Genomic DNA, 21,175 nt, shown 5'->3' with positions numbered 1-21,175 from the left:
GGTCCCGGGGCCGCCCCTTCAGCGCTACAGCCTCAGCGCGGCGTCACGCGTCCTTCGACAGGTTCGGGCCCGTGCCGCCGGCCGCCTCCACCGGAGGGACGTCCGGCAGAGCGGACTTCTCCTCGCCGCGGAAGGTGAACTTGCGCTCCTCGCCCTCGCCCTCCGTGTCCACGACCACGATGTGGCCCGGACGGAGGTCGCCGAAGAGGATCTTCTCCGACAGGGTGTCCTCGATCTCGCGCTGGATCGTCCGGCGGAGCGGACGGGCGCCGAGCACCGGGTCGTAACCCTTCTTCGCGAGGAGTTCCTTCGCGGACTGGGAGAGCTCGATGCCCATGTCCCGGTCCTTCAGGCGCTCGTCGACGCGGCTGATCATCAGGTCGACGATCTGCAGAATGTCGTCCTGCGTCAGCTGCGGGAAGACGATGATGTCGTCCACACGGTTGAGGAACTCCGGGCGGAAGTGCTGCTTCAGCTCGTCGCTGACCTTGGCCTTCATCCGCTCGTAGTTGGACTTCGTGTCGCCCTGGGCCGCGAAGCCGAGGTTGAAGCCCTTCGAGATGTCCCTGGTCCCGAGGTTGGTCGTCATGATGATGACCGTGTTCTTGAAGTCCACGACCCGGCCCTGGGAGTCGGTCAGACGACCGTCCTCAAGGATCTGGAGAAGGGAATTGAAGATATCGGGATGGGCCTTCTCGACCTCGTCGAAGAGGACCACGGAGAACGGCTTGCGGCGCACCTTCTCGGTGAGCTGGCCGCCCTCTTCGTAGCCCACGTATCCGGGCGGGGAACCGAAGAGACGGGAGACCGTGTGCTTCTCGCTGAACTCCGACATGTCGAGGGAGATCATCGCGTCCTCGTCGCCGAAGAGGAATTCGGCGAGCGCCTTGGACAGCTCGGTCTTACCGACACCGGACGGGCCGGCGAAGATGAACGAGCCACCGGGGCGCTTCGGGTCCTTCAGACCGGCGCGCGTACGGCGGATGGCGCGCGACAGGCCGATGACGGCGTCCTTCTGGCCGATGACGCGCTTGTGGAGCTCGTCCTCCATGCGCAGCAGCCGGCTGGACTCCTCCTCGGTCAGCTTGAAGACCGGGATGCCGGTGGCGGTCGCGAGGACCTCGGCGATCAGCTCGCCGTCGACCTCGGCGACGACGTCCATGTCGCCGGCCTTCCACTCCTTCTCGCGCTTGGCCTTCGCGGCGAGGAGCTGCTTCTCCTTGTCGCGCAGGGACGCGGCCTTCTCGAAGTCCTGCGAGTCGATCGCGGACTCCTTGTCCCGGCGGACGGAGGCGATCTTCTCGTCGAACTCGCGGAGGTCCGGCGGCGCGGTCATCCGGCGGATGCGCATCCGGGAGCCGGCCTCGTCGATCAGGTCGATGGCCTTGTCCGGGAGGAAGCGGTCCGAGATGTAGCGGTCGGCCAGGGTCGCGGCCTGGACGAGGGCCTCGTCCGTGATGGAGACCCGGTGGTGGGCCTCGTAGCGGTCGCGCAGGCCCTTGAGGATCTCGATGGTGTGCGGCAGCGACGGCTCGGCGACCTGGATGGGCTGGAAGCGGCGCTCGAGGGCCGCGTCCTTCTCCAGGTACTTCCGGTACTCGTCGAGCGTGGTGGCACCGATGGTCTGGAGCTCACCGCGGGCCAGCATCGGCTTGAGGATGCTGGCGGCGTCGATCGCGCCCTCGGCGGCGCCCGCACCCACCAGGGTGTGGAGCTCGTCGATGAACAGGATGATGTCGCCGCGGGTGCGGATCTCCTTGAGGACCTTCTTCAGGCGCTCCTCGAAGTCACCGCGGTAGCGGGAGCCGGCGACCAGCGCACCGAGGTCGAGGGTGTAGAGGTGCTTGTCCTTGAGGGTCTCGGGCACCTCGCCCTTGACGATGGCCTGGGCCAGGCCCTCGACGACCGCCGTCTTGCCGACGCCGGGCTCGCCGATGAGGACCGGGTTGTTCTTCGTGCGGCGGGACAGCACCTGCATGACCCGCTCGATCTCCTTCTCGCGCCCGATGACCGGGTCGAGCTTGGACTCGCGGGCCGCCTGCGTGAGGTTGCGGCCGAACTGGTCGAGGACCAGGGACGTCGAGGGAGTGCCCTCGGCGGGTCCGCCGGCGGTGGCCGTCTCACCCTTCTGGTAACCGGAGAGCAGCTGGATGACCTGCTGCCGGACCCGGTTGAGGTCGGCGCCCAGCTTCACGAGGACCTGGGCGGCGACGCCCTCGCCCTCGCGGATCAGGCCGAGCAGGATGTGCTCGGTGCCGATGTAGTTGTGGCCGAGCTGGAGGGCCTCGCGGAGCGACAGCTCCAGGACCTTCTTGGCACGAGGGGTGAAGGGGATGTGCCCGGACGGGGCCTGCTGGCCCTGGCCGATGATCTCCTCCACCTGCTGGCGGACCGCCTCGAGCGAAATCCCGAGGCTCTCCAGGGCCTTAGCGGCGACACCCTCACCCTCGTGGATAAGGCCCAGGAGGATGTGCTCGGTGCCGATGTAGTTGTGGTTGAGCATCCGGGCTTCTTCCTGAGCCAGGACGACAACCCGCCGCGCGCGGTCGGTGAACCTCTCGAACATCGTTTATCGCTCCTCAGAGCGGTCAGTCAGTTAGGGGTCGATCCCCTCCCTGTCCTTCCGCAGCTTAGTCCCGCAAGCGGGGACCGCTCATTCCAACTGCCGACATCCGTCCGGATCACCCCCTTACTTCTGAGGGGGACCTGCTGCCGAACAGCCGACAAATGCTCCAACTCGATGGTGCGAGACGATGTTCCCGCAGGCCAAGCAGTTACCCGCACCTCCAGTACGCCGATGGCGAACGTGAGACGCTTCTGCCCGCGAGACGCCCCTCCTCACATGGAATGTCTTACCCGTAAGCACCGACACTCCATGCGGCGCACCCCGGGTCCCTCCGCTACGGGCGAACAACCTTGCGCGCTCGAATGCACGCGTACGCCCTCATCACGGACACCCTGCGCACCGGGCCGGAGACTCTGCGTCACCGGCGGGCGTAACCCGGGTGCCCTCGCGGGCGTTCCTCCGGTATGGCCCTCACCGTCCCGCCTCCCCGCTCGCCGCTCGACGGCGACCACGCGACGGCGCGGTGGTACGAGCGTGAGCTCGGCTGGACGACGGTGCCCGGGCCGCCCGCGCAGCTGGTGACGGGGCTGCGGTTCGACGTCCTGGAGCTGCCGGCGACGGCCGGCCGGGGCGTGCTGCGGCGGCTGGGCCGGGCGACCGGTCCGGTGGCGCTCATGGGCCGGCGGATGCGGCTGCTCGTGGCCGCGGGGAGCGCTGAGGAGCTGCCGGGGCTGCTCGACTGGCTCGAGTGGGGCGGGATCTCACTGGATCTGGGGATGCTCGGTGCCGACGGCCGGATGACCGCGCCCGAACCGCCCGTACGGCCTGGGCCGCCCGTGCCGCCCGGCCGGCGGCCCGCCGGTCGGAGCGGTCCCGGCGCGCCGGGCGCCGCGGTGTGGCTGAGGGCCCCGGAGCCGGGGCGCGAGGTCGAGTCCTCGCTGCCGGCCCTGCGGCCCTCGCTGCGGGTGCGCGCCGCGGCCGAGGGGGAGGCCCCCTGTCTGGTGCGGCTGGTGGCCGCGGCCGCCGCCGAGTGCCATCGGGAGCGGCTGCTGAGTGCCGCCGGGGGCGCCGCCCGGCAGCGGGCGGTTCAGCGGTTCGCGTCCTCGTAGGCGGCCTTGATCTCGGCGGGCACGCGGCCTCGGTCGTTCACGTTGTAGCCGTTCTCCTTGGCCCACGCGCGGATCTTCGCGGTGTCCGGGCTGCCGCCGGAGGCGACGGCACGGCCCTTGCCGCGGGCGGTGGTGCTGCGCCCGCCGGTGCGGCGGCCACTCTTGGTGTACGGCTCGAGCAGGCCGCGGAGCTTGTCCGCGTTGGCGGTGGTGAGGTCGATCTCGTAGGACTTGCCGTCCAGCGCGAACGTCACGGTCTCGTCCGCCTCGCCGCCGTCGAGGTCGTCGACAAGAAGGACCTGAACCTTCTGTGCCACCGGATTTCCTTTCATCGAAAATGCAGTACGCGGAAAGGAAACCGCTTTTCCCGGAAAAACACAAACCCCTGGCAGAGGTTCAGAACCCCGGCAACGCGGGAAACGTGCGCGATTCGGACATAGGCCCTGCGATCCGTGCTCGGGTCACAGGTGCAGAAGCATCCGGCTGTTGCCCAAGGTGTTCGGCTTCACCCGTTCGAGACCGAGGAACTCGGCGACACCCTCGTCATAGGAACGCAGGAGCTCGCTGTAGACATCTCCGTCGACCGGAGTCTCGCCGATCTCGACGAAGCCGTGCTTCGCGAAGAAGTCGACTTCGAAGGTGAGGCAGAAAACGCGGCGCACACCGAGCCATCGGGCGGTGTGCAGCAACTTGTCGAGCACCTGATGTCCCACTCCGGCGCCCTTGAAGTCCGGGTCGACCGCGAGAGTGCGTACTTCGGCGAGGTCTTCCCACATCACGTGGAGGGCGCCGCAGCCGACGACCGTGGCGTCGTCGTCGCGTTCGGCGACCCAGAACTCCTGGATGTCCTCGAAAAGGGTCACGTTCGCCTTGTCGAGCAGGATGCCGCGGCGCACGTAGGGATCGACGAGACGGCGCAGTGCGGCGACATCGGAGGTACGGGCCCGGCGCACGGTGACGGCGTGAGAGGAAGCGGTTGACATGGAGGGACGTTATCGCCCGGAGCCCCCGCGGGCCTCGTCAGCCTGGTCGCCCGGCGCCTCCCGGCCGGCTTCGGCGGTCCCGCCGCCTTCGGTGACCTGGGCGGATTCCGCCGGGGCAGGGGCCGCCGCGGCGGCGGGCGGGGTGGCGGGCGCGACGGGCGGCGCCTCGGGGACGTCGCGCTGGACGATGCGGATGGCGTCGTTCAGCGCCTCGCGCTGTTCCTGCGACATCATGCCGAAGAAGGCGATGAGGGCCGCCGCGGGGTTGTCGCTCTGCGCCCAGGCCTCGTTCATCAGTGCGGCCGAGTAGGCGGCCCGGGTGGAGACCGCCGTATATCGATAGGCACGGCCTTCGACTTCCCTGCGCACCCAGCCCTTCTGATGGAGATTGTCCAATACCGTCATGACGGTGGTGTAGGCGATGGACCGTTCCTGCTGGAGATCCTCCAGGACTTCCCGGACGGTCACGGGGCGGTTCCATTGCCAGACGCGCGTCATGACGGCGTCTTCCAGCTCTCCCAATTGACGGGGCACAGCGCCACCTTAGTGCGAGAGGGCCGAATATTCGTCCATTTCTGGAGGAAACACCTCGGAGGGCAGCAAAAAGGACGCACGGCCGGGTGGCGGTCGTACGTCCTCGGGGGCAGGCCTGGGGCCGGGCCGGGTTACGGAGCGGTGCTGCCGCCCTGCCGCGGGGCGGCCTCGGCCCGGGCGAGGGCGGCGTCCACGGCCGCGTCCTCCTTGGCCTTGTTCGGCCCGCCCTGGCTCTTGACGATCGTGACGACGAGGCCGATGAAGAACGCGGCCATCACGACGGGGGGCAGGAGCGCGGATACGTAGTCCATGGCGTCCAGAGTAGCTAGCCGGCGGCGCGTTCCTCGGGCGGGGGCGGCGGTACGGGGCGTCGGCGTGGCGGGAACACCTCGGACGGCTTGGGCACCGGGCGCTCGCCGGGCGGCGGCGCGGAAGGCTTGGGCGCGGGCTTGCCGGGAGTGTTCGGCGCGGGCGGTTCGGGGCCCTCCTCGGCGGCCCGGCCGCCGGGCAGCGCGAGCAGCCGGACGCGGGCCGCCACGGGCCCGCGGGCCGGGCCGACGGCCGGGACCCGGGCCGCGGTACGGGCCGGCACCCGGGCCGCGGTGCGGGAGGCCGTATGGGCCGGGGCCTGGGCCTGGGAGACGCGGGCGAGACGGGCGCGGACGGATCGTTCCGCCAGCACCTGGCAGCGGGCCAGGAGCACGGCCGCCGCCGGGTTGCCGCGCAGGGCGCGGAGCGCGGCGAGGTCGTCGGCGCCGGGGTCGTAACCGGCGGCCAGGGCGTCCTGGAGGAGCGCCAGGTAGCCGGTGACCGAGCCGGGCAGGGCCTGCCGGTAGCGGCCCAGGTCGGCGTGGAGGAAGGCGCGCAGCCGGCCGGCCTCGTGGACCGCCTCGTCCACGGCATCGGCCAGACGCAGGCAGTCCTGGACGTCGTCGTCCTGAAGGGGGGCAGGGTTGAGTGCGGTGGCGAGGGCGCGGCGGAGCACACGCAGCTCGTCCGCGCTGAACGCCATGCCGCCGCGGGGTCCGTAGGGCGTGGGCATGGACCGACGATACGAGCTAATCGGACAATTCCGTCGCTTTTCGATCTTCCCGGCGGGTCGGTCCGCGGGCGGCCCGGCCCGTCGCCCCGAAGGGCCCCGGCCGGCCCTCACCGGTGCGGGCGGCGGCTACATCCGCGAGACGTTCCGCTCGTACACCAGCCGCAGGCCGATCAGCGTCAGCCACGGCTCGTGCTCGCCGATCTCCTGGGAGTCGGAGAGCACCATGGGCGCCAGGCCGCCGGTCGCGATCACCGTCACGGACGACGGGTCGCCGTTCGGGCCGGCCAGCTCGCGCTTCATCCGCGCGACCACGCCGTCCACCTGGCCGGCGTAACCGAAGACGATGCCGGACTGCATCGCCTCGACCGTGTTCTTGCCGATCACGCTGCGCGGGCGGGCCAGCTCGATCTTGCGGAGCATGGCGCCCTTCACGCCGAGCGCCTCGACCGAGATCTCGATGCCCGGCGCGATGGCGCCGCCCGCGTACTCGCCGCGCGCGGTGATCGCGTCGTAGGTCGTCGCCGTGCCGAAGTCGACCACGATCGCCGGACCGCCGTACAGCTCGACGGCGGCGACCGCGTTGATGATCCGGTCGGCGCCGACCTCCTTGGGGTTGTCCGTGAGGACCGGGACGCCCGTCTTGACGCCCGGCTCCACCAGGACGGCGGGGACGTCGCCGTAGTAGCGGCGCGTCACCTCGCGCAGTTCGTGCAGCACCGAGGGAACGGTCGCGCAGATCGCGATGCCCCCGATGCCGTCGCTCAGCTCGACGCCGAGCAGCGGATGCATGCCCATCAGGCCCTGCAGCAGGACCGCCCACTCGTCGGCGGTGCGGCGCGGGTCGGTGGAGATGCGCCAGTGCTCGACGATCTCCTCGCCGTCGAAGAGACCGAGCACGGTCTGGGTGTTGCCGACGTCGATGGTGAGCAGCATCAGACGGCCGCCTCGCGCAGGTCGAGGCCGATGTCGAGGATCGGGGAGGAGTGGGTGAGGCCGCCGACCGCCAGGTAGTCCACGCCGGTCGACGCGTACGCCGCCGCGTTCTCCAGCGTGAGCCGGCCGGAGGACTCGAGCATCGCCCGGCCGGCGACCAGGGCGACCGCCTCCTCGGTCTCGATCGGGGTGAAGTTGTCGAGCAGGATCAGGTCGGCGCCGGCGTCGAGGACCTCGCGGACCTGGTGCATCGTGTCGACCTCGACCTCGATCGGCAGGTCGGGGAACTGCTCGCGGACCAGCTTGAAGGCCTCGGCCACACCGCCGGCGGCGACCACGTGGTTGTCCTTGACCAGGGCCGCGTCCGACAGCGACATGCGGTGGTTGACGCCGCCGCCGCAGCGCACCGCGTACTTCTCCAGGGCGCGCAGGCCGGGCGTGGTCTTGCGGGTGTCGCGGACCTTGGCCCGGGTGCCCTCCAGGGCGTCGGCCCAGGCGCGCGTGGCGGTGGCGATGCCGGAGAGGCGGCACAGGATGTTCAGGGCGCTGCGCTCGCCGGTGAGCAGGTCGCGGGTGCGGGCGGTGACGCTGAGCAGCTTGTCGCCGGCCTCGACGCGCTCGCCGTCCTCGACGTGCCGCTCGACCTCGAACTCGTCGGTGCAGACGATCGACAGGACCGCCTCGGCGACCCGCAGACCGGCCACGACACCGGCCTCGCGGGCGGTGAAGTCGCCGGTCGCGACGGCGTCCTCGGGGACGGTCGCCACGCTCGTGACGTCCACGCCGCCGTCGAGGTCCTCGGCGATGGCCAGGTGCGCGATGTCCTCGACCTGGACCGGGTCGAGCCCGGCGTCGGCGAGGAGCTGGGCGAGCGCCGGGTCGAGGCCGCACTCGTACGCCTCGGCATCGCCGCAGGCGCAGCCGTCGCCGCAGCCGCCGCCGGTCTCGGCGGGCGCGTTGATGTGGATCAGCGGCACGTCCACGGGCTCCGGACGTGCTTCTTCGGGCGTGCTCACGGCTGCGGCTCCCTGGGTGCGTCGGGGTTTACGGCGTCGGGTGTCTCGGCGCCGGAGGTGAGGGCGCCGGGTGTCACGGGCGGAAAGTCTGCGCCGGTGGTGCGGTGCACCGCCAGTCGGCGGTCGGACGTCAGGCGTACGACGAGGTGGCGGCGCCAGTCCTGGTCGTCCCGGTCGGGGAAGTCCTCGCGCCAGTGGCAGCCGCGGGTCTCCTCGCGCTCGGCGGCGGCGGCCACCAGGACCCGGGCCACGCACAGGAGGTTGGTGGTCTCCCAGGCGTCGACGCCCGGCTCGGCGGCCTTGTGGTCCTCCTCGGCGCCGCGCCGCAGCAGGTCGAGGGCGCCGGCCGCCTCGGCCAGGCTCTCGGCGGAGCGCAGCACGCCCGCGCCGCGGGTCATGATCCGCTGGACGGCGCGGCGGGCCTCCGGGGCGAGCAGCGGCAGCACGGTGGCGGCGGCCGCGGCGGCCGGGACGGCGGGCCGGCCCTCGCGCTGCGGGCCGTGGGCCAGGATGTCGTCGACGATCCGCTCGGCGAAGACCAGGCCCTCCAGGAGGGAGTTGGAGGCGAGGCGGTTCGCGCCGTGCACGCCGGTGCAGGCGACCTCGCCGCACGCGTAGAGGCCCGGCACGGTGGTGCGGCCGTGCAGGTCGGTGCGCACGCCGCCGGAGGCGTAGTGGGCGGCCGGGGCGACCGGGATCGGCTCGGTGACCGGATCGATGCCGTGGGACCGGCAGGCGGCCAGGATCGTCGGGAAGCGGCTCTCCCACATCTCGGCGCCGAAGTGGCGGGCGTCGAGGTACATGTGCTCGGTGCCGCGCTCCTGCATCCGGCGGGTGATCGCCTTGGCGACGATGTCGCGGGGCGCCAGCTCGGCCAGCTCGTGCTGCCCGGCCATGAAGCGGACGCCGTCGGCGTCGACGAGGTGGGCGCCCTCGCCCCGTACCGCCTCGGAGACCAGCGGCTGCTGGCCCTCGGAGCCGGCGCCGAGGAAGAGCACCGTCGGGTGGAACTGGACGAACTCCAGGTCGGACACCTCGGCCCCGGCGCGCAGCGCCAGCGCGACGCCGTCGCCGGTGGACACGGCCGGGTTGGTGGTGGCGGAGAAGACCTGGCCCATGCCGCCGGTGGCGAGCACCACGGCGGGCGCGTGGACGGCGCCGACGCCGTCGTGCTGGCCCTCGCCCATGACGTGCAGGGTGACGCCGGCCGTGCGGCCCTCGGCGTCCTTGAGGAGGTCCAGGACGAGGGCGTGCTCGATGGTGCGCACGCCCCGGTCGCGTATCGCCTCCACCAGGGCGCGGGAGATCTCGGCGCCGGTCGCGTCGCCGCCGGCGTGCGCGATCCGGCGGCGGTGGTGGCCGCCCTCCCGGGTCAGGGCGATCTCGCCGTCGTCGGTGCGGTCGAAGTCGGCGCCGGTGGCGATGAGCCGCTGCACGGCGCCCGGGCCCTCGGTGACCAGGGCGCGCACGGCGTGCTCGTCGCACAGGCCCGCGCCGGCGACGAGCGTGTCGTCGAGGTGCTGCTCCGGGGTGTCGCCGTCGCCGAGGGCGGCGGCGATGCCGCCCTGCGCCCAGCGGGTGGAGCCGTCGTCGAGCCGGGCCTTGGTGACCACGACCGTGCGCAGCCCGGCGGCGGTGCAGCGCAGGGCCGCGGTGAGGCCCGCGACGCCGGAGCCGACCACGACGACGTCGGCGTCGACGGTCCAGCCGGGAGCGGGCGCGTGCAGCCGTATACCGGTCACTTGGTGGCTCCGAAGGTCAGGGGGACGTTGTCGATGAGCCGCGTGGTCCCCACCCGCGCGGCGACGGCGAGGATCGCCTCTCCGTCGTGGCCGTCGTCGACCTCGGTGAAGTCGGCCGGGTCGACCAGGGCCAGATAGTCCAGGACGAGCGGCGGCTCGGCCTTGGCCGCGTCGTCGAGCACGGCCCGGGCGGCGGCGCGCACGGCCTCGGCGCCGCCGGCCTCGGCCGCCTGGGCGACGGCGTGGGCGTCGGCGGCGGCCCGGGCCTCGCCGAGCCGGGACAGCGCCTCGGCGCGGGTCTCGGCCCGCCCGTGGGCGCCGGGCAGGGCGGCGGCGCGGGCGCGCAGCGCCTCCTGGGCGGCGAGCCGGTCGCTCGCGGCGAACAGGGCGCGGGACAGGGCGAGGGCGGTGCCGCGCTCCGCGGCCGACAGGTAGCGGTTGCGGCTGGACAGGGCCAGGCCGTCGGGCTCGCGGACGGTCGGCACGCCGACGATCTCGACCGGGAAGTTCAGGTCGCGGACCATGCGGCGGATCAGGGCCAGTTGCTGGGCGTCCTTCTGGCCGAAGAAGGCCAGGTCGGGCGCGGTGAGGTGGAGGAGTTTGGCGACGACGGTGAGCATGCCGTCGAAGTGGCCGGGACGGGAGGCGCCTTCGAGGCGCTCGCCCATGGGTCCCGCGGTGATCCGGACCTGCGGCTCGCCGCCCGGGTAGACCTCGTCGGCGGACGGCGCGAAGACGGCGCTCGCGCCGGCGGCGAAGGCCAGCTCGAGGTCGGCGTCGAGCGTGCGCGGATAGCGGTCGAGGTCCTCGCCCGCGCCGAACTGGAGCGGGTTGACGAAGACGGTGACGACGACGAAGCCGTCGGCCCCGACGCGCTCGCGGGCGGCGCGGATCAGGGTGGCGTGGCCCTCGTGGAGGGCGCCCATCGTCATGACCACGGCGTTGCGGCCGGGCACGCCCCAGCGGGCCGCCGCGGCGGCCAGGTCGCCGGCCGTGGGCAGGAGCTCGGCCGGCTGGTGCCGTACGGACCGGGCGCCGTCGGCACGGTCGGGGGCGGACAGGTTCATCGGTCGTCTCCTTGCGGGCCGTCGGTGGTCCCGGCGGCGCCCGCCGCCGTGCCGTCGGCGAGCACGCCCAGCAGGTCCTCGGCCAGCTCGGGCTTGAGCAGGCCGTGTGCGAGCGCCCGGTCGGCGGTGGCGCGGGCCATCGCGAGATAGCCGGCGACGGTGCCGGGCGCGTGCTTGTGCAGTTCGGCGACGTGGGCGGCGACGGTGCCGGCGTCACCGCGGGCGACGGGCCCGGTCAGGGCCGCGTCACCGGACCGGAGCGCGTTGTCCAGGGCGGCGCCGAGCAGCGGGCCGAGCATCCGGTCGGGCGCGCCGACGCCGGCCGAGCGGAGCAGGTCCATCGCCTGGGCCACCAGGGTGACGAGGTGGTTCGCGCCGAGGGCGAGGGCCGCGTGATAGAGCGGGCGGTTCTGCTCGGCGATCCACTCGGGCTCGCCGCCCATCTCGATGACCAGGGCCTCGGCGGCGAGCCGCAGCTCCTCGGGCGCGGTGACGCCGAACGAGCAGCCGGCGAGCCGCTGGACGTCGACGGAGGTGCCGGTGAAGGTCATGGCGGGGTGCAGGGCCAGCGGCAGCGCGCCGGCCCGGCGGGCCGGGTCGAGGACCCGCACGCCGTAGCGGCCGGAGGTGTGCACCAGGAGCTGGCCGGGCCGCACAGCGCCGGTGTCGGCGAGGCCCTCGACGAGGCCGGGCAGGGCGTCGTCGGGAACGGTGAGCAGGACCAGGTCGGCGAGGGCGAGCACGCGGGCGGGCTCGACGACGGGCACGTCCGGCAGCAGGGTCGCGGCGCGGCGCCGGGAGGCGTCGGAGACCGCGGAGACGGCCACCGGGCGGTGTCCGGCGAGCTGGAGGGCGGCGGCGAGTGCGGGGCCCACGCGGCCCGCGCCGACGACTCCGACGGTGAGCCGGGCGGGGCGGTCCTCGGCCCGCTCTGCCTGGGGGTGCCGGGGTTCTGGTGGTGCGTTCACGGTTCGGGGCGGCCTTCCGTTCCAGTCCGCGGGGGGTACCGGACGATTTCTGGTCATGCTACGCCAGCGTTCGGTGCCGTCTCGCGGCTGTCCACAGGGTGTGGGCGGCGGTATGACGATCGGTTCGGCGCTGGGGAAAACTCCGTGAGGGCGACCGGCCGGATGCCGCATGATCGGCCCATGGAATCCGATCAGCTCGACGACGAGCAGCGAACCGAGGAGCCCGACCGGGCGTACCGGGCCCGGGTGTGGGGCGGTGCGCCGCGCAGACTGTGGGACCACCCGGCGGACGGCACGGTGGGCGCCGGGCTGCGCGGGCTCGCCGACTGGGCCGCGACGTCACCGTTCGCGGACGGTCAGGTCGATCTGTACGGCGACGGGGTCGTCGAGGAGCTGGAGCGCCGGGTCGCCGCCGAGCTGGGCTTTCCCTCCGCCGTCTTCTTCCCCACCGGCACCATGGCCCAGCAGGTCGCGCTGCGCTGCTGGGCGGGGCGGACCGGCAACCCGGTCGTGGCGCTGCACCCGCTCGGCCATCCGGAGCTCCACGAGGACGGGGCCTTCGCAGCGGTCAGCGGCCTGCGCACGGTCCACCCGACCGACGAGCCGCGGCTGCCCACGGCCGAGGAGGTGCGGGCGTTCCCGGAGCCTTTCGGGGCGCTGATGCTGGAGCTGCCGCTGCGGGACGCCGGCTTCGTGCTGCCGGCCTGGGACGAGCTGGTCGAGGTGGTCGAGGCGGCCCGGGAGCGGGACGCGGTGGTCCACTTCGACGGGGCGCGGCTATGGGACTGCCCGACCTGGTTCGGCCGGCCGCTCGCCGAGATCGCGGGGCTCGCGGACAGCGTCTACGTGTCGTTCTACAAGTCGCTCGGCGGCCTCTCGGGCGCGGCGCTGGCCGGCCCCGAGGAGCTGGTGGAGGAGGCGCGGCTGTGGCGTCACCGGTACGGCGGCATGCTCTTCCAGCAGTATCCGGCGGCCCTCTCGGCGCTGCGCGGCCTGGAGACGGAGCTGCCCCGGCTGCCCTCGTACGTCGCGCACGCGCGGGTGGTGGCCGAGGCCCTGCGGGAGGCGTTCGCGGAGGCGGGCACGCCCTGGTTCCGGGTCCACCCGGAGGTCCCGCACACCCATCAGTTCCAGGTCTGGCTGCCGTACGGCCACGAGACCCTGACCGCGGCCTCGCTCGCCCTCACCGAGGACACCGGCGCGGCCCTCTTCCGCCGCTGGTCACCGGCTCCGGCGGGCGGTCCGCCGGGTGTGGCGGTGACGGAGGTGACGGTGAGCGCGCCGGGTCTGGAGTGGACCGCGGCGGACGTGAAGGAGGCGGTGGCGGCCTTCCTGACGCACCTGGGCTCCTGACGCACCCGGGCTCCCGACGCACCTGCGCCGAGCGGGCTTCGCCGCGCGGGCCGCTCCCGGCGGGCGGGAGGCGGTCAGCAGGCCCGGAGGTGGAGAAGGCGGCGCAGCGAGGTGCGCAGCCGGTCCACCGCCGGGCGCCGGCCGGCGAGGACCGCTTCGAAGCGGTGGTGGTCACGGACCGCGCGCAGGGCGGCGACGTCGTGGGCGCCGGGGACGGGCGGCGCCGGGTCGCCGTGCTGCGCGGCCCGGTAGCTGTCGAAGAGGTACTGGTGGAGTGCGTTCATGCCCTCACCGTGCGCCCGCCCCGGCCCGCCCGGCGCGCCGATTGACGGCCCTCGTCAAATGGCACGACACGAACCCCGCCGCGCCCCGCACCATAGGCGGGTGAGCGTGACCATCGACATCACCGGACTGCCGCACGAGCGGATCGCCTTCTGCCCCTCGCCGCTGGCCGAGCTCGGCAACGCCCTGCACGCCCTGGCCGAGCCGGCCCACCACGCCCGGCTGCACGCCTGGACGACCGCGACCTCCGCCGGCCTGAAGCCGGAGCTCGCCGACCGGCTCCACGAGGCCGACTTCATGTGGCGCTCCACCCGCTCCGACTTCCTGCTGCCCGCCCAGCCCCGCGAGACCCTCGCCGAGGAGCTGGACGACCTCGACCGCATGGACGACGAGACGTTCGTCGGCGCGGCCCTGGAGATCTCCTGCAGCAGCCGCTACACCGAGGGCATCCCGTCGCCGCTCGTCGACGAGCGGTCCCGCCGCCGCGCGCTCGACCTGGCCGCCGCGCGCGGCCCGCGCCAGGCCGCGTTCGTGGAGCGGATGCTGGCCGAGCCCACCGCCACCCGGGCGTGGATCCGCCGGCTCCTGGAGGACTGCGACGACGCGTTCTTCGCCGACACCTGGCGCCGGGTCCGCGTCCAACTCGCCGCCGACGCCCGCCACAAGACGGAGCTGCTGCGCCGCAAGGGCCTGGCCGAGGCGCTCGCGGCCGCCTCGCCCGCGCTGAGCCTGGACGAGGGGCCGCACGGCAGCCGGATCGTCGTCGACAAGCTCGTCCACGGCCGGACCGAGGCGCGCGGCGGCGCGGTGACGCTGGTGCCGACGGCGTTCGGCTGGCCGCACCTGTTCGCCACCAGCCAGCCCGGCTGGCAGCCGGTGATCCAGTACCCGGCGGCCGCCCGCGAGGTCGGCGGCGCCGAGCCCGTCGAGACGGTGAAGCTGCGCCTGGAGGCCATCGCCCACCCGATGCGGATGCGGCTGTGCCGGAACCTGGCGCGCGGCCCGTACTCGACGAGCGAGCTGGCCGACGCGTACGGGATCAGCGCGCCCGAGGTCTCCCGCCACCTGTCCGTCCTGAAGAAGGCCGGGCTGCTGACCACCCAGCGCCGGGGCCGCTACGTGCTGCACCAGCTGGACTTCTCGGTCGTCGCCCGCCTGGGCAGCGACTTCCTGGAGTCGGTCCTGCGCTGACCGGCGGCACGAATCCGGCGCCGCCCCGGCGACGGCCGCGGAGGCCGTGTCGACCGGCCCCGGCGGCGGCCGCGGCCCCGGTCACGGCGCGGCGGCCGCGGCGGCCGGCCCGGCGCACGCACCCTGCCTCCGACGGCCGTGACCACCGGCCGGGCGCGCGTACCCGACCCCCGACGGCCGTGGCCCCGGCCCCGGTCCGGTCGACGCGGCCTCTGCCCCGGCCCCGTGTCAGTCGAAGCGGAGGTGGGCGAGGCCGACCCGGATCCGGCGCAGCCGGTGCCGCAGCGGGCCGTCCGTGTTCGGCGCGAGCCGCAGCCCGGCCAGCTGCGCGATCCGGTCGGCGACCCGCGGCACGGTCAGATCGTCCGTACGGATGTGGTGGGCGAACTCCGGGGCCGAAAGCCGCTCCAGGCACTCGTCCAGCTTCCGCACGGCGAAGCTCTCCCGCTTCAGCCCGCGGCCCAGGCCCCGCTCCGTGAGCCGCTTCAGGACCGTCCCCCGGTCCGCGAGCAGCGCGAAGTGCCGCACCCGCTCCTCGCCGTGGGCCCGGCGCAGCCGGGCCACCGTCTCCGCGAAGTACACCGGATCCGTGACGGTCATCGGGACGAGGACCGGGCCCTCGTGGCGCCGCAGCGCCAGGTCGAGCACCTCGTACACGCCCTGCCGCCACGCGGGCAGGTCCTGGAAGTCGCCGCGCAGGCCCGGCGGCAGCGCCCGGTGCAGCCCGAAGCCGATGTGCTCCGGGTCGCAGACCACACCGCCCGGCAGCCGGCGGCGCAGCTCGTACGCGGTCTGGGTCTTGCCGCCGCCGAAAGGTCCGTTCAGCCAGAGCAGCACGTCAGCGCCCGCCGGCCCGGACCAGGCCCGTCTCGTACGCGAGGACGACGACCTGCACCCGGTCGCGCAGGTCCAGCTTGGTGAGGATCCGGCCCACATGGGTCTTCACGGTCGCCTCGGACAGCACCAGCCGGGCCGCGATCTCACCGTTGGACAGGCCCTGCGCCACCAGGAGCATGACCTCGCGCTCCCGTTCGGTGAGCCGGTCGAGCTCCGCGTGGCGCGGCTCGCGGCCGGACGACGGCAGCATCGGCGAGAAGCGGTCGAGCAGGCGCCGGGTCGTGGACGGGGCGACGACGGCGTCGCCGCTGTGCACGGACCGGATCGCGCCCAGCAGCTCGCCCGGCGGCACGTCCTTCAGCATGAAGCCGCTCGCGCCCGCCTTGAGCCCGGAGAACGCGTACTCGTCGAGGTCGAAGGTGGTCAGGATCAGCACCTTGGGCGCGTCGGGCTCCCCGCAGATCCGCCGGGTCGTCTCCACACCGTCCAGCTTGGGCATCCGCACGTCCATCAGGACCACGTCCACCGCGGTGCTCCGCAGGACCTCCAGGGCCTCCACCCCGTCGCCCGCCTCGGCCACGACCTCCATGTCCGGCTGGGCGGCCAGCACCATGCGGAAACCGGTGCGCAGCAGCACCTGGTCGTCGACGAGCATCACGCGGATGGACATGAAGATCCTTAAGGGTCGTCAGTGGGCGGGCTTGAGGGGAAGCAGGGCGCTGATGCGGAAGCCGCCGCCGGGGCGCGGACCGGCGTCCAGGGTGCCGCCGACCATGCCGACCCGCTCGCGCATGCCGATCAGGCCGTGGCCGCGCCCGTCGGCGCCGCCGTCCTCGTACATCTCCTGCGGCGCGCCCCGCCCGTCGTCCTCGACGAGCAGTCCGAGGCCGTCGTCGAAGTAGACCAGGCGGACGCTGGCGCCGGCGTCGGGACCGCCGTGCTTGCGGGTGTTGGTGAGGGCTTCCTGGACGATCCGGTACGCGGTGAGCTCGACGCCGCTGGGCAGCGGGCGCGGCGTGCCCTCGACCTTGAAGTCGACGGCGAGCCCGGCGCCGCGGACCGTGTCGACCAGGTCGCCGATCTGCTGGACGTCGGGCTGGGGCACGTACTCGCCGGCCTCCTGGTGCTCGCCGGTGCGCAGGATGCCCAGCAGCCGGCGCATCTCGGCGAGGGCCTGGCGGCCGGTGGAGGAGATGGTCTCCAGGGCCTGCTTGGCGGTCTCGGGCGAGGAGTCCATGACGTACGCGGCGCCGTCGGCCTGCACGACCATCACGGACACGTTGTGCGCGACCACGTCGTGCAGCTCGCGGGCGATCCGGGCGCGCTCGGCGGCGACGGCGACCTTGGCCTGCGCCTCGCGCTCCTTCTCCAGGCGGGAGGCGCGCTCCTCCAGCTGCGCGAAGTAGGCGCGGCGGGTGCGCAGGGAGTCGCCGAGGACCCAGGCGAGCGCGAAGGGCACGGTCATGATGACCGTGAAGAAGACCTTGGCCGCGGACGACGACTCGTTCTCGAGCGGCCAGCGCAGCTGGGAGAGCGTGGCGGCGCTCAGTCCGCCGGCCAGCGCGAGGCGGGAGGCCCAGCGGGGGCCGTCGTGCGCGGCGACGGTGTAGATGATCACGAGCATGGCGAAGTCGGCCATGAACGGCACGAGCCCGGCGGCGAGCTGGAGCAGTCCCAGCGCGACCGTGAGGACCAGCATCTTCTCCGGCATGCGCCGGCGCAGCGCGACGACCAGGGAGAACAGCGCGGCGACGGCCACATAGGCGAGGGCCGCCCCGCCGGTGGACGAGGGGGCCGAAACCACCCACAGCAGGGAGAACCCGAACAGGACGACGGCCCAGAAGGTGTCGACGCCCGTCGGGTGTCTGCGGAGGAAGTCGTAGAGACGCTGCACGTGACCCAGCGTAGGGAAAGCGGATAGGTGCAGGGGTCAACCGTGGGGTCGATCCTTCCCGTCAAGCCCCTACTCCGCAAGGTGGAGACTGGGGCGCGTGACGGATGAGACGTGTCAGTGGGACGGATCGGACGGGCGGGACGGCGCGGCCCGCGGCCCGGACAGGCGGGACGACGGCACCCGCGGTCCGCACGGGCGGCAGGGCGGGACGGGCGGCCGGGACGACCGGACCGGCGGGACGGACGGCCGGGACGACCGGACCGGCGGGACGGGCGGCCGGGACGACCGGACCGGCGGTACGGACGGCCGGTGGCGGGGCTGGCGGGCGGCGATGGAGCAGGCGCTGTACGGCCCCGAGGGCTTCTTCCTGCGCCCCGAGGGCCCGGCCGGCCACTTCCGCACCTCGGTGCACGCCTCGCCGCTCTTCGCGGGCGCCGTGGCCCGGCTCCTCGTGCGGGTCGCGGAGGAGCTCGGCACGGACGAGGTGGCCTTCGTGGACGTGGGCGCGGGACGCGGCGAGCTGCTGACCGGTGTCCTCGCGGCGGTGCCCGCAGGCCTGCGGGTACGGCCCTACGGCGTGGAGCGCGCCGCCCGGCCGGCGGGTCTGGACCCGCGGATCACCTGGACCGGGCGGGTGCCGGACGGGGAGCGGGGGCTGCTGTTCGCCAACGAGTGGCTGGACAACGTGCCGGTCGACGTGGCCGAGGCCGACGAGACGGGCACGGCCCGCTACGTCGAGGTGCGCGCCGACGGCACCGAACGCCTCGGCGCGGCCGTCACGGGGCCGGACGCCGCCTGGCTGGAGCGGTGGTGGCCGCTCGCCGGGCCGGGCGAGCGCGCGGAGATCGGGCGTCCGCGCGACGAGGCCTGGGCGGCGGCGGTCGGCGCGCTCGCGGCCGGCACGGCCGTGGCCGTCGACTACGCCCACCTGGCGCCCGCCCGGCCGCCCTTCGGCACCCTCACCGCCTTCCGCCGGGGCCGCGAGGTCCCGCCGGTCCCGGACGGCAGCTGCGACCTGACGGCGCACGTGGCGCTCGACGCGTGCGCCGCGCCCTGGCCCGGGGCCGCGATCGTCTCCCAGCGCGAGGCGCTGCGCGGGCTCGGCGTCAGCGGCGGCCGCCCGCCGCTCTCGCTCGCCTCCACCGACCCGGCGGCCTACGTCCGCGCCCTGGCGGCCGCCGGCGAGGCCGCGGAACTCACCTCTCCGGGCGGCCTCGGGGACTTCCTGTGGCTGATGCAGCGGGTCGCGGGGCCCGAGGGATACTGAGCGGCATGACGGAGACGACGGTCGGAATCGGCGGGGCGGCGGAGAGCACCGACATGGTGCTGAACATCGGGCCGCAGCATCCCTCGACGCACGGGGTGCTCCGGCTGCGGCTGGTGCTCGACGGCGAGGTGGTGCGCGAGGCCGAGCCGGTGATCGGCTACATGCACCGCGGCGCCGAGAAGCTGTTCGAGGCGCGGGACTACCGGCAGATCATCATGCTGGCCAACCGGCACGACTGGCTCTCGGCGTTCTCCAACGAGCTCGGCGTCGTCATGGCCGTCGAGCGGATGCTCGGCATGGAGGTGCCGGAGCGGGCCGTGTGGACGCGGACGCTGCTCGCCGAGCTGAACCGGGTGCTGAACCACCTGATGTTCCTCGGCTCGTACCCGCTGGAGCTGGGCGGCATCACGCCCGTCTTCCACGCCTTCCGCGAGCGCGAGGAGCTCCAGACGGTCATGGAGGAGGTCTCCGGCGGCCGGATGCACTACATGTTCAACCGGGTCGGCGGCCTCAAGGAGGACCTGCCGGCCGGCTGGCTGGGCCGGGCCCGGCAGGCCGTCGCGGACGTGCGGTCGCGGATGGACGTGTACGACCGGCTGGTGCTCGGCAACGAGATCTTCCGGGGCCGCACGCGCGGCGTCGGCGTGCTGCGGCAGGAGACCGTGCACGCGTACGGGGTGTCGGGGCCCATCGCCCGCGCCTCGGGCGTCGACTTCGACCTGCGCCGCGACGAGCCCTACCTGGCGTACGGGGAGCTCCAGGACACCCTGCGGGTGGTGACCCGCACCGAGGGCGACTGCCTGGCCCGCTTCGAGTGCCTGCTCGAGCAGACCCACAACTCCCTGGACCTCGCGGACGCCTGCCTGGACCGGATCGACGAGCTGCCGCAGGGGCCGATCAACCAGCGGCTGCCGAAGGTCCTCAAGGCGCCCGAGGGCCACACGTACGCCTGGACCGAGAACCCGCTCGGCATCAACGGCTACTACCTGGTCTCGAAGGGCGAGAAGACGCCGTACCGGCTCAAGCTGCGCTCGGCGTCGTACAACAACATCCAGGCGCTGACGGAGCTGCTGCCGGGGACGCTCGTCGCCGACATGGTGGCGATCCTGGGCTCGCTGTTCTTCGTGGTCGGCGACATCGACAAGTAGCGGCGGCGCGGGGCGCCCGGGGCCGGGGCGCCCGGCTGCTCGTACGGCGAAGGCGCCGGTGGACCTGGTCCACCGGCGCCTTCGCCGTCGCCACACGTGGCGGCTACGAGTTGACCGCTCCGCGCAGTTCCGCCACGTCGAGCTGCTCGGTCTCGTCGTGCGCCGTCAGGTCGATGACCTGGCCGATCGCGCGCGGTTCGGCGGGCCGCTCGGCGACCGCGGCGGCGAGGACCTCCTCGCCCACCACGTCGGCGAGGTCCGCGTGCTGCACGGCCTCGATCGCGGCCGCCGCCTTCTTCGCGCCCTGGGTGCCGAAGTAGTCGAAACCGCCCGTGGGACGCGGGGCGGGACGGCGGGAGGCGTACGGGGCGATCGCGGACGCGGCGGGGACGTGCCGCATGGCGGCGGCCGTGAGGTGCTGCCGGCCGTCCTGCGCCGTCGCGACCTCGGCCTCGGAGACCTCGGGCGCCTCGGGCGCTTCCGACGCCTGGGACTGCTGGTGCTGCTGGGATGCCTGAGGCGCGGTGGCCTCCGGCTCGGGCTCGTCGTCGGCGTCCGACGCGGCCTCCGCCGTCGCCTCGGCCTCCGCTTCCGCCTCCGGGCCCTTGTCCGCCTTCGCCGCCTTCACCGCCAGGTTCCGCAGCGCCTCCGCGGCCTTCCGGTACGCCTCCGGGCTCACGCCGGTCCCGCCGGTCGAGTCGGTCGCGCCGGAACCGGTCGCGGCCGGCAGCGCCTTCGGCTCCGGGGCGGCGGACGCCTCGAGCGCGAGCACGCGGCGGCCCTCCAGCGCGCTGGCCCGCTCGGTCTCGGCGGTGGCGTACCGGCGCAGCAGGTCGGCGTGCTCGCTGCGCAGGCCGGCCAGCTCGACGCGCTTGGCGCGCAGCTTGGCGTCGAGGCGGGCGCGCAGCTCGCGCGACTCCTCGAGGTCGGACTCCAGCTCGGCGATCCGCTCCTCGGTCTTCCACTGGTCCGCGGCGCGGGCCCGGGTCAGCTCGGCGACCTGGCGGCCCGCGCCGCGGTCCCAACTGCGCATGAGGACGGCGCCCGTGACGGCCGAGGCCGCCGCGGCCGCGACGAGCAGCCGCAGCACCAGGGCGTCACCGATCAGCCAGGCGCCCGCGGCACAGACGACCGACGCCCCGGCGACCGCGGAGGGCGGCAGGAGCTTGTGCAGTGGTGGGGAATGGCGGTGACGTCCACGTGGCATGGCCTGAAATTTACCGTGCGTAGGGGCCGAATGGGG

Annotated in this window: 21 protein-coding genes; 5 read left to right on the top strand and 16 right to left on the bottom strand. The window is 73.8% G+C overall.

Features of this window, described 5'->3' with window-relative positions; genetic code table 11:
* Positions 1-43: 43 nt before the first annotated feature.
* A complete protein-coding gene (locus tag ACIGO8_RS16100; RefSeq protein ID WP_399729951.1) occupies positions 44-2,566 on the bottom strand; it encodes an ATP-dependent Clp protease ATP-binding subunit in 2,523 nt (840 codons plus the stop codon).
* Positions 2,567-3,030: 464 nt separating this feature from the next.
* Between ACIGO8_RS16100 and ACIGO8_RS16095 the strand changes: the two genes are divergently transcribed.
* Positions 3,031-3,675: an SCO3374 family protein gene (locus ACIGO8_RS16095; RefSeq protein WP_399729948.1), complete on the top strand. Its 645-nt coding sequence runs from the start codon at positions 3,031-3,033 to the stop codon at positions 3,673-3,675.
* Here the strand turns inward: ACIGO8_RS16095 and ACIGO8_RS16090 are convergent.
* From ACIGO8_RS16090 to ACIGO8_RS16045, 10 genes are all read right to left on the bottom strand, one after another.
* Positions 3,654-3,992 carry an Lsr2 family protein gene (locus tag ACIGO8_RS16090; protein ID WP_399729945.1) on the bottom strand — a complete coding sequence of 113 codons (339 nt, stop codon included), beginning with the start codon at positions 3,990-3,992 and terminating at the stop codon, positions 3,654-3,656. The two genes, ACIGO8_RS16095 and ACIGO8_RS16090, sit on opposite strands and share 22 nt — an antisense overlap.
* 144 nt (positions 3,993-4,136) lie before the next feature.
* Complete coding sequence (locus ACIGO8_RS16085; RefSeq protein ID WP_399729942.1) at positions 4,137-4,658, bottom strand: amino-acid N-acetyltransferase; 522 nt, start codon at positions 4,656-4,658, stop codon at positions 4,137-4,139.
* A 9-nt stretch (positions 4,659-4,667) separates the two neighbouring features.
* Positions 4,668-5,156: a BlaI/MecI/CopY family transcriptional regulator gene (locus tag ACIGO8_RS16080; protein WP_399729940.1), complete on the bottom strand. Its 489-nt coding sequence runs from the start codon at positions 5,154-5,156 to the stop codon at positions 4,668-4,670.
* Positions 5,157-5,323: 167 nt separating this feature from the next.
* Positions 5,324-5,503, bottom strand: coding sequence for a hypothetical protein (locus tag ACIGO8_RS16075; protein ID WP_399729937.1), 180 nt, complete (start codon positions 5,501-5,503; stop codon positions 5,324-5,326).
* A 14-nt stretch (positions 5,504-5,517) separates the two neighbouring features.
* Positions 5,518-6,204: a hypothetical protein gene (locus ACIGO8_RS16070; RefSeq protein ID WP_399730117.1), complete on the bottom strand. Its 687-nt coding sequence runs from the start codon at positions 6,202-6,204 to the stop codon at positions 5,518-5,520.
* A gap of 156 nt (positions 6,205-6,360) precedes the next feature.
* Positions 6,361-7,167, bottom strand: a complete 807-nt coding sequence (locus tag ACIGO8_RS16065; RefSeq protein ID WP_399729935.1) for a type III pantothenate kinase — start codon at positions 7,165-7,167, stop codon at positions 6,361-6,363.
* Positions 7,167-8,183, bottom strand: coding sequence for a carboxylating nicotinate-nucleotide diphosphorylase (nadC, locus tag ACIGO8_RS16060; RefSeq protein WP_399729932.1), 1,017 nt, complete (start codon positions 8,181-8,183; stop codon positions 7,167-7,169). The genes ACIGO8_RS16065 and nadC overlap by 1 nt, the downstream gene beginning before the upstream one ends.
* Entirely contained in the window at positions 8,180-9,925 is a 1,746-nt protein-coding gene (locus ACIGO8_RS16055; protein WP_399729929.1) for an L-aspartate oxidase, read from the bottom strand. Before ACIGO8_RS16055 ends, nadC begins: the two co-directional genes overlap by 4 nt.
* Positions 9,922-10,992 carry a pantoate--beta-alanine ligase gene (gene panC, locus ACIGO8_RS16050; RefSeq protein ID WP_399729925.1) on the bottom strand — a complete coding sequence of 357 codons (1,071 nt, stop codon included), beginning with the start codon at positions 10,990-10,992 and terminating at the stop codon, positions 9,922-9,924. Before panC ends, ACIGO8_RS16055 begins: the two co-directional genes overlap by 4 nt.
* Positions 10,989-12,017 (bottom strand): Rossmann-like and DUF2520 domain-containing protein, encoded by a 1,029-nt coding sequence (locus ACIGO8_RS16045; protein WP_399729922.1) that lies wholly within the window; start codon positions 12,015-12,017, stop codon positions 10,989-10,991. Before ACIGO8_RS16045 ends, panC begins: the two co-directional genes overlap by 4 nt.
* A gap of 123 nt (positions 12,018-12,140) precedes the next feature.
* Here ACIGO8_RS16045 and ACIGO8_RS16040 point away from each other — a divergent pair, with 123 nt between their 5' ends.
* A complete protein-coding gene (locus tag ACIGO8_RS16040; protein ID WP_399729919.1) occupies positions 12,141-13,313 on the top strand; it encodes a threonine aldolase family protein in 1,173 nt (390 codons plus the stop codon).
* Positions 13,314-13,387: 74 nt separating this feature from the next.
* Here ACIGO8_RS16040 and ACIGO8_RS16035 read toward each other — a convergent pair whose 3' ends face one another.
* Complete coding sequence (locus ACIGO8_RS16035; protein ID WP_399729916.1) at positions 13,388-13,597, bottom strand: hypothetical protein; 210 nt, start codon at positions 13,595-13,597, stop codon at positions 13,388-13,390.
* A gap of 100 nt (positions 13,598-13,697) precedes the next feature.
* Between ACIGO8_RS16035 and ACIGO8_RS16030 the strand changes: the two genes are divergently transcribed.
* Positions 13,698-14,786: a DUF5937 family protein gene (locus tag ACIGO8_RS16030; protein ID WP_399729913.1), complete on the top strand. Its 1,089-nt coding sequence runs from the start codon at positions 13,698-13,700 to the stop codon at positions 14,784-14,786.
* A gap of 228 nt (positions 14,787-15,014) precedes the next feature.
* Here the strand turns inward: ACIGO8_RS16030 and ACIGO8_RS16025 are convergent, their stop codons facing one another.
* Genes ACIGO8_RS16025 through ACIGO8_RS16015 form a run of 3 tightly spaced genes read right to left on the bottom strand, consistent with a single transcriptional unit; the run spans position 15,015 to position 17,517 of the window.
* The gene (locus tag ACIGO8_RS16025) at positions 15,015-15,623 is read right to left on the bottom strand and encodes an ATP-binding protein (protein ID WP_399729909.1); all 609 of its coding nucleotides are present in this window, start codon (positions 15,621-15,623) and stop codon (positions 15,015-15,017) included.
* Between the two features lies 1 nt (position 15,624).
* Positions 15,625-16,293, bottom strand: coding sequence for a response regulator (locus tag ACIGO8_RS16020; RefSeq protein ID WP_399729907.1), 669 nt, complete (start codon positions 16,291-16,293; stop codon positions 15,625-15,627).
* 18 nt (positions 16,294-16,311) lie between these two features.
* Complete coding sequence (locus ACIGO8_RS16015) at positions 16,312-17,517, bottom strand: sensor histidine kinase (protein WP_399729904.1); 1,206 nt, start codon at positions 17,515-17,517, stop codon at positions 16,312-16,314.
* A gap of 331 nt (positions 17,518-17,848) precedes the next feature.
* On the opposite strand from ACIGO8_RS16015, the gene ACIGO8_RS16010 reads away from it, so the two are divergent.
* Both ACIGO8_RS16010 and ACIGO8_RS16005 read left to right on the top strand, forming a co-directional pair.
* Positions 17,849-18,784, top strand: a complete 936-nt coding sequence (locus tag ACIGO8_RS16010) for an SAM-dependent methyltransferase (protein ID WP_399730114.1) — start codon at positions 17,849-17,851, stop codon at positions 18,782-18,784.
* 5 nt (positions 18,785-18,789) lie between these two features.
* Positions 18,790-19,932 (top strand): NADH-quinone oxidoreductase subunit D, encoded by a 1,143-nt coding sequence (locus ACIGO8_RS16005; RefSeq protein ID WP_399729900.1) that lies wholly within the window; start codon positions 18,790-18,792, stop codon positions 19,930-19,932.
* A gap of 103 nt (positions 19,933-20,035) precedes the next feature.
* Here the strand turns inward: ACIGO8_RS16005 and ACIGO8_RS16000 are convergent, their stop codons facing one another.
* Positions 20,036-21,139, bottom strand: a complete 1,104-nt coding sequence (locus ACIGO8_RS16000; protein ID WP_399729897.1) for a hypothetical protein — start codon at positions 21,137-21,139, stop codon at positions 20,036-20,038.
* Positions 21,140-21,175: the final 36 nt, after the last annotated feature.

Source organism: Streptomyces sp. NPDC053493 (assembly GCF_044544825.1).
Classification (GTDB): domain Bacteria; phylum Actinomycetota; class Actinomycetes; order Streptomycetales; family Streptomycetaceae; genus Streptomyces.
Note: the sequence above shows the minus strand (reverse complement) of the source record. Positions and strands in the feature narration are given on the sequence as shown.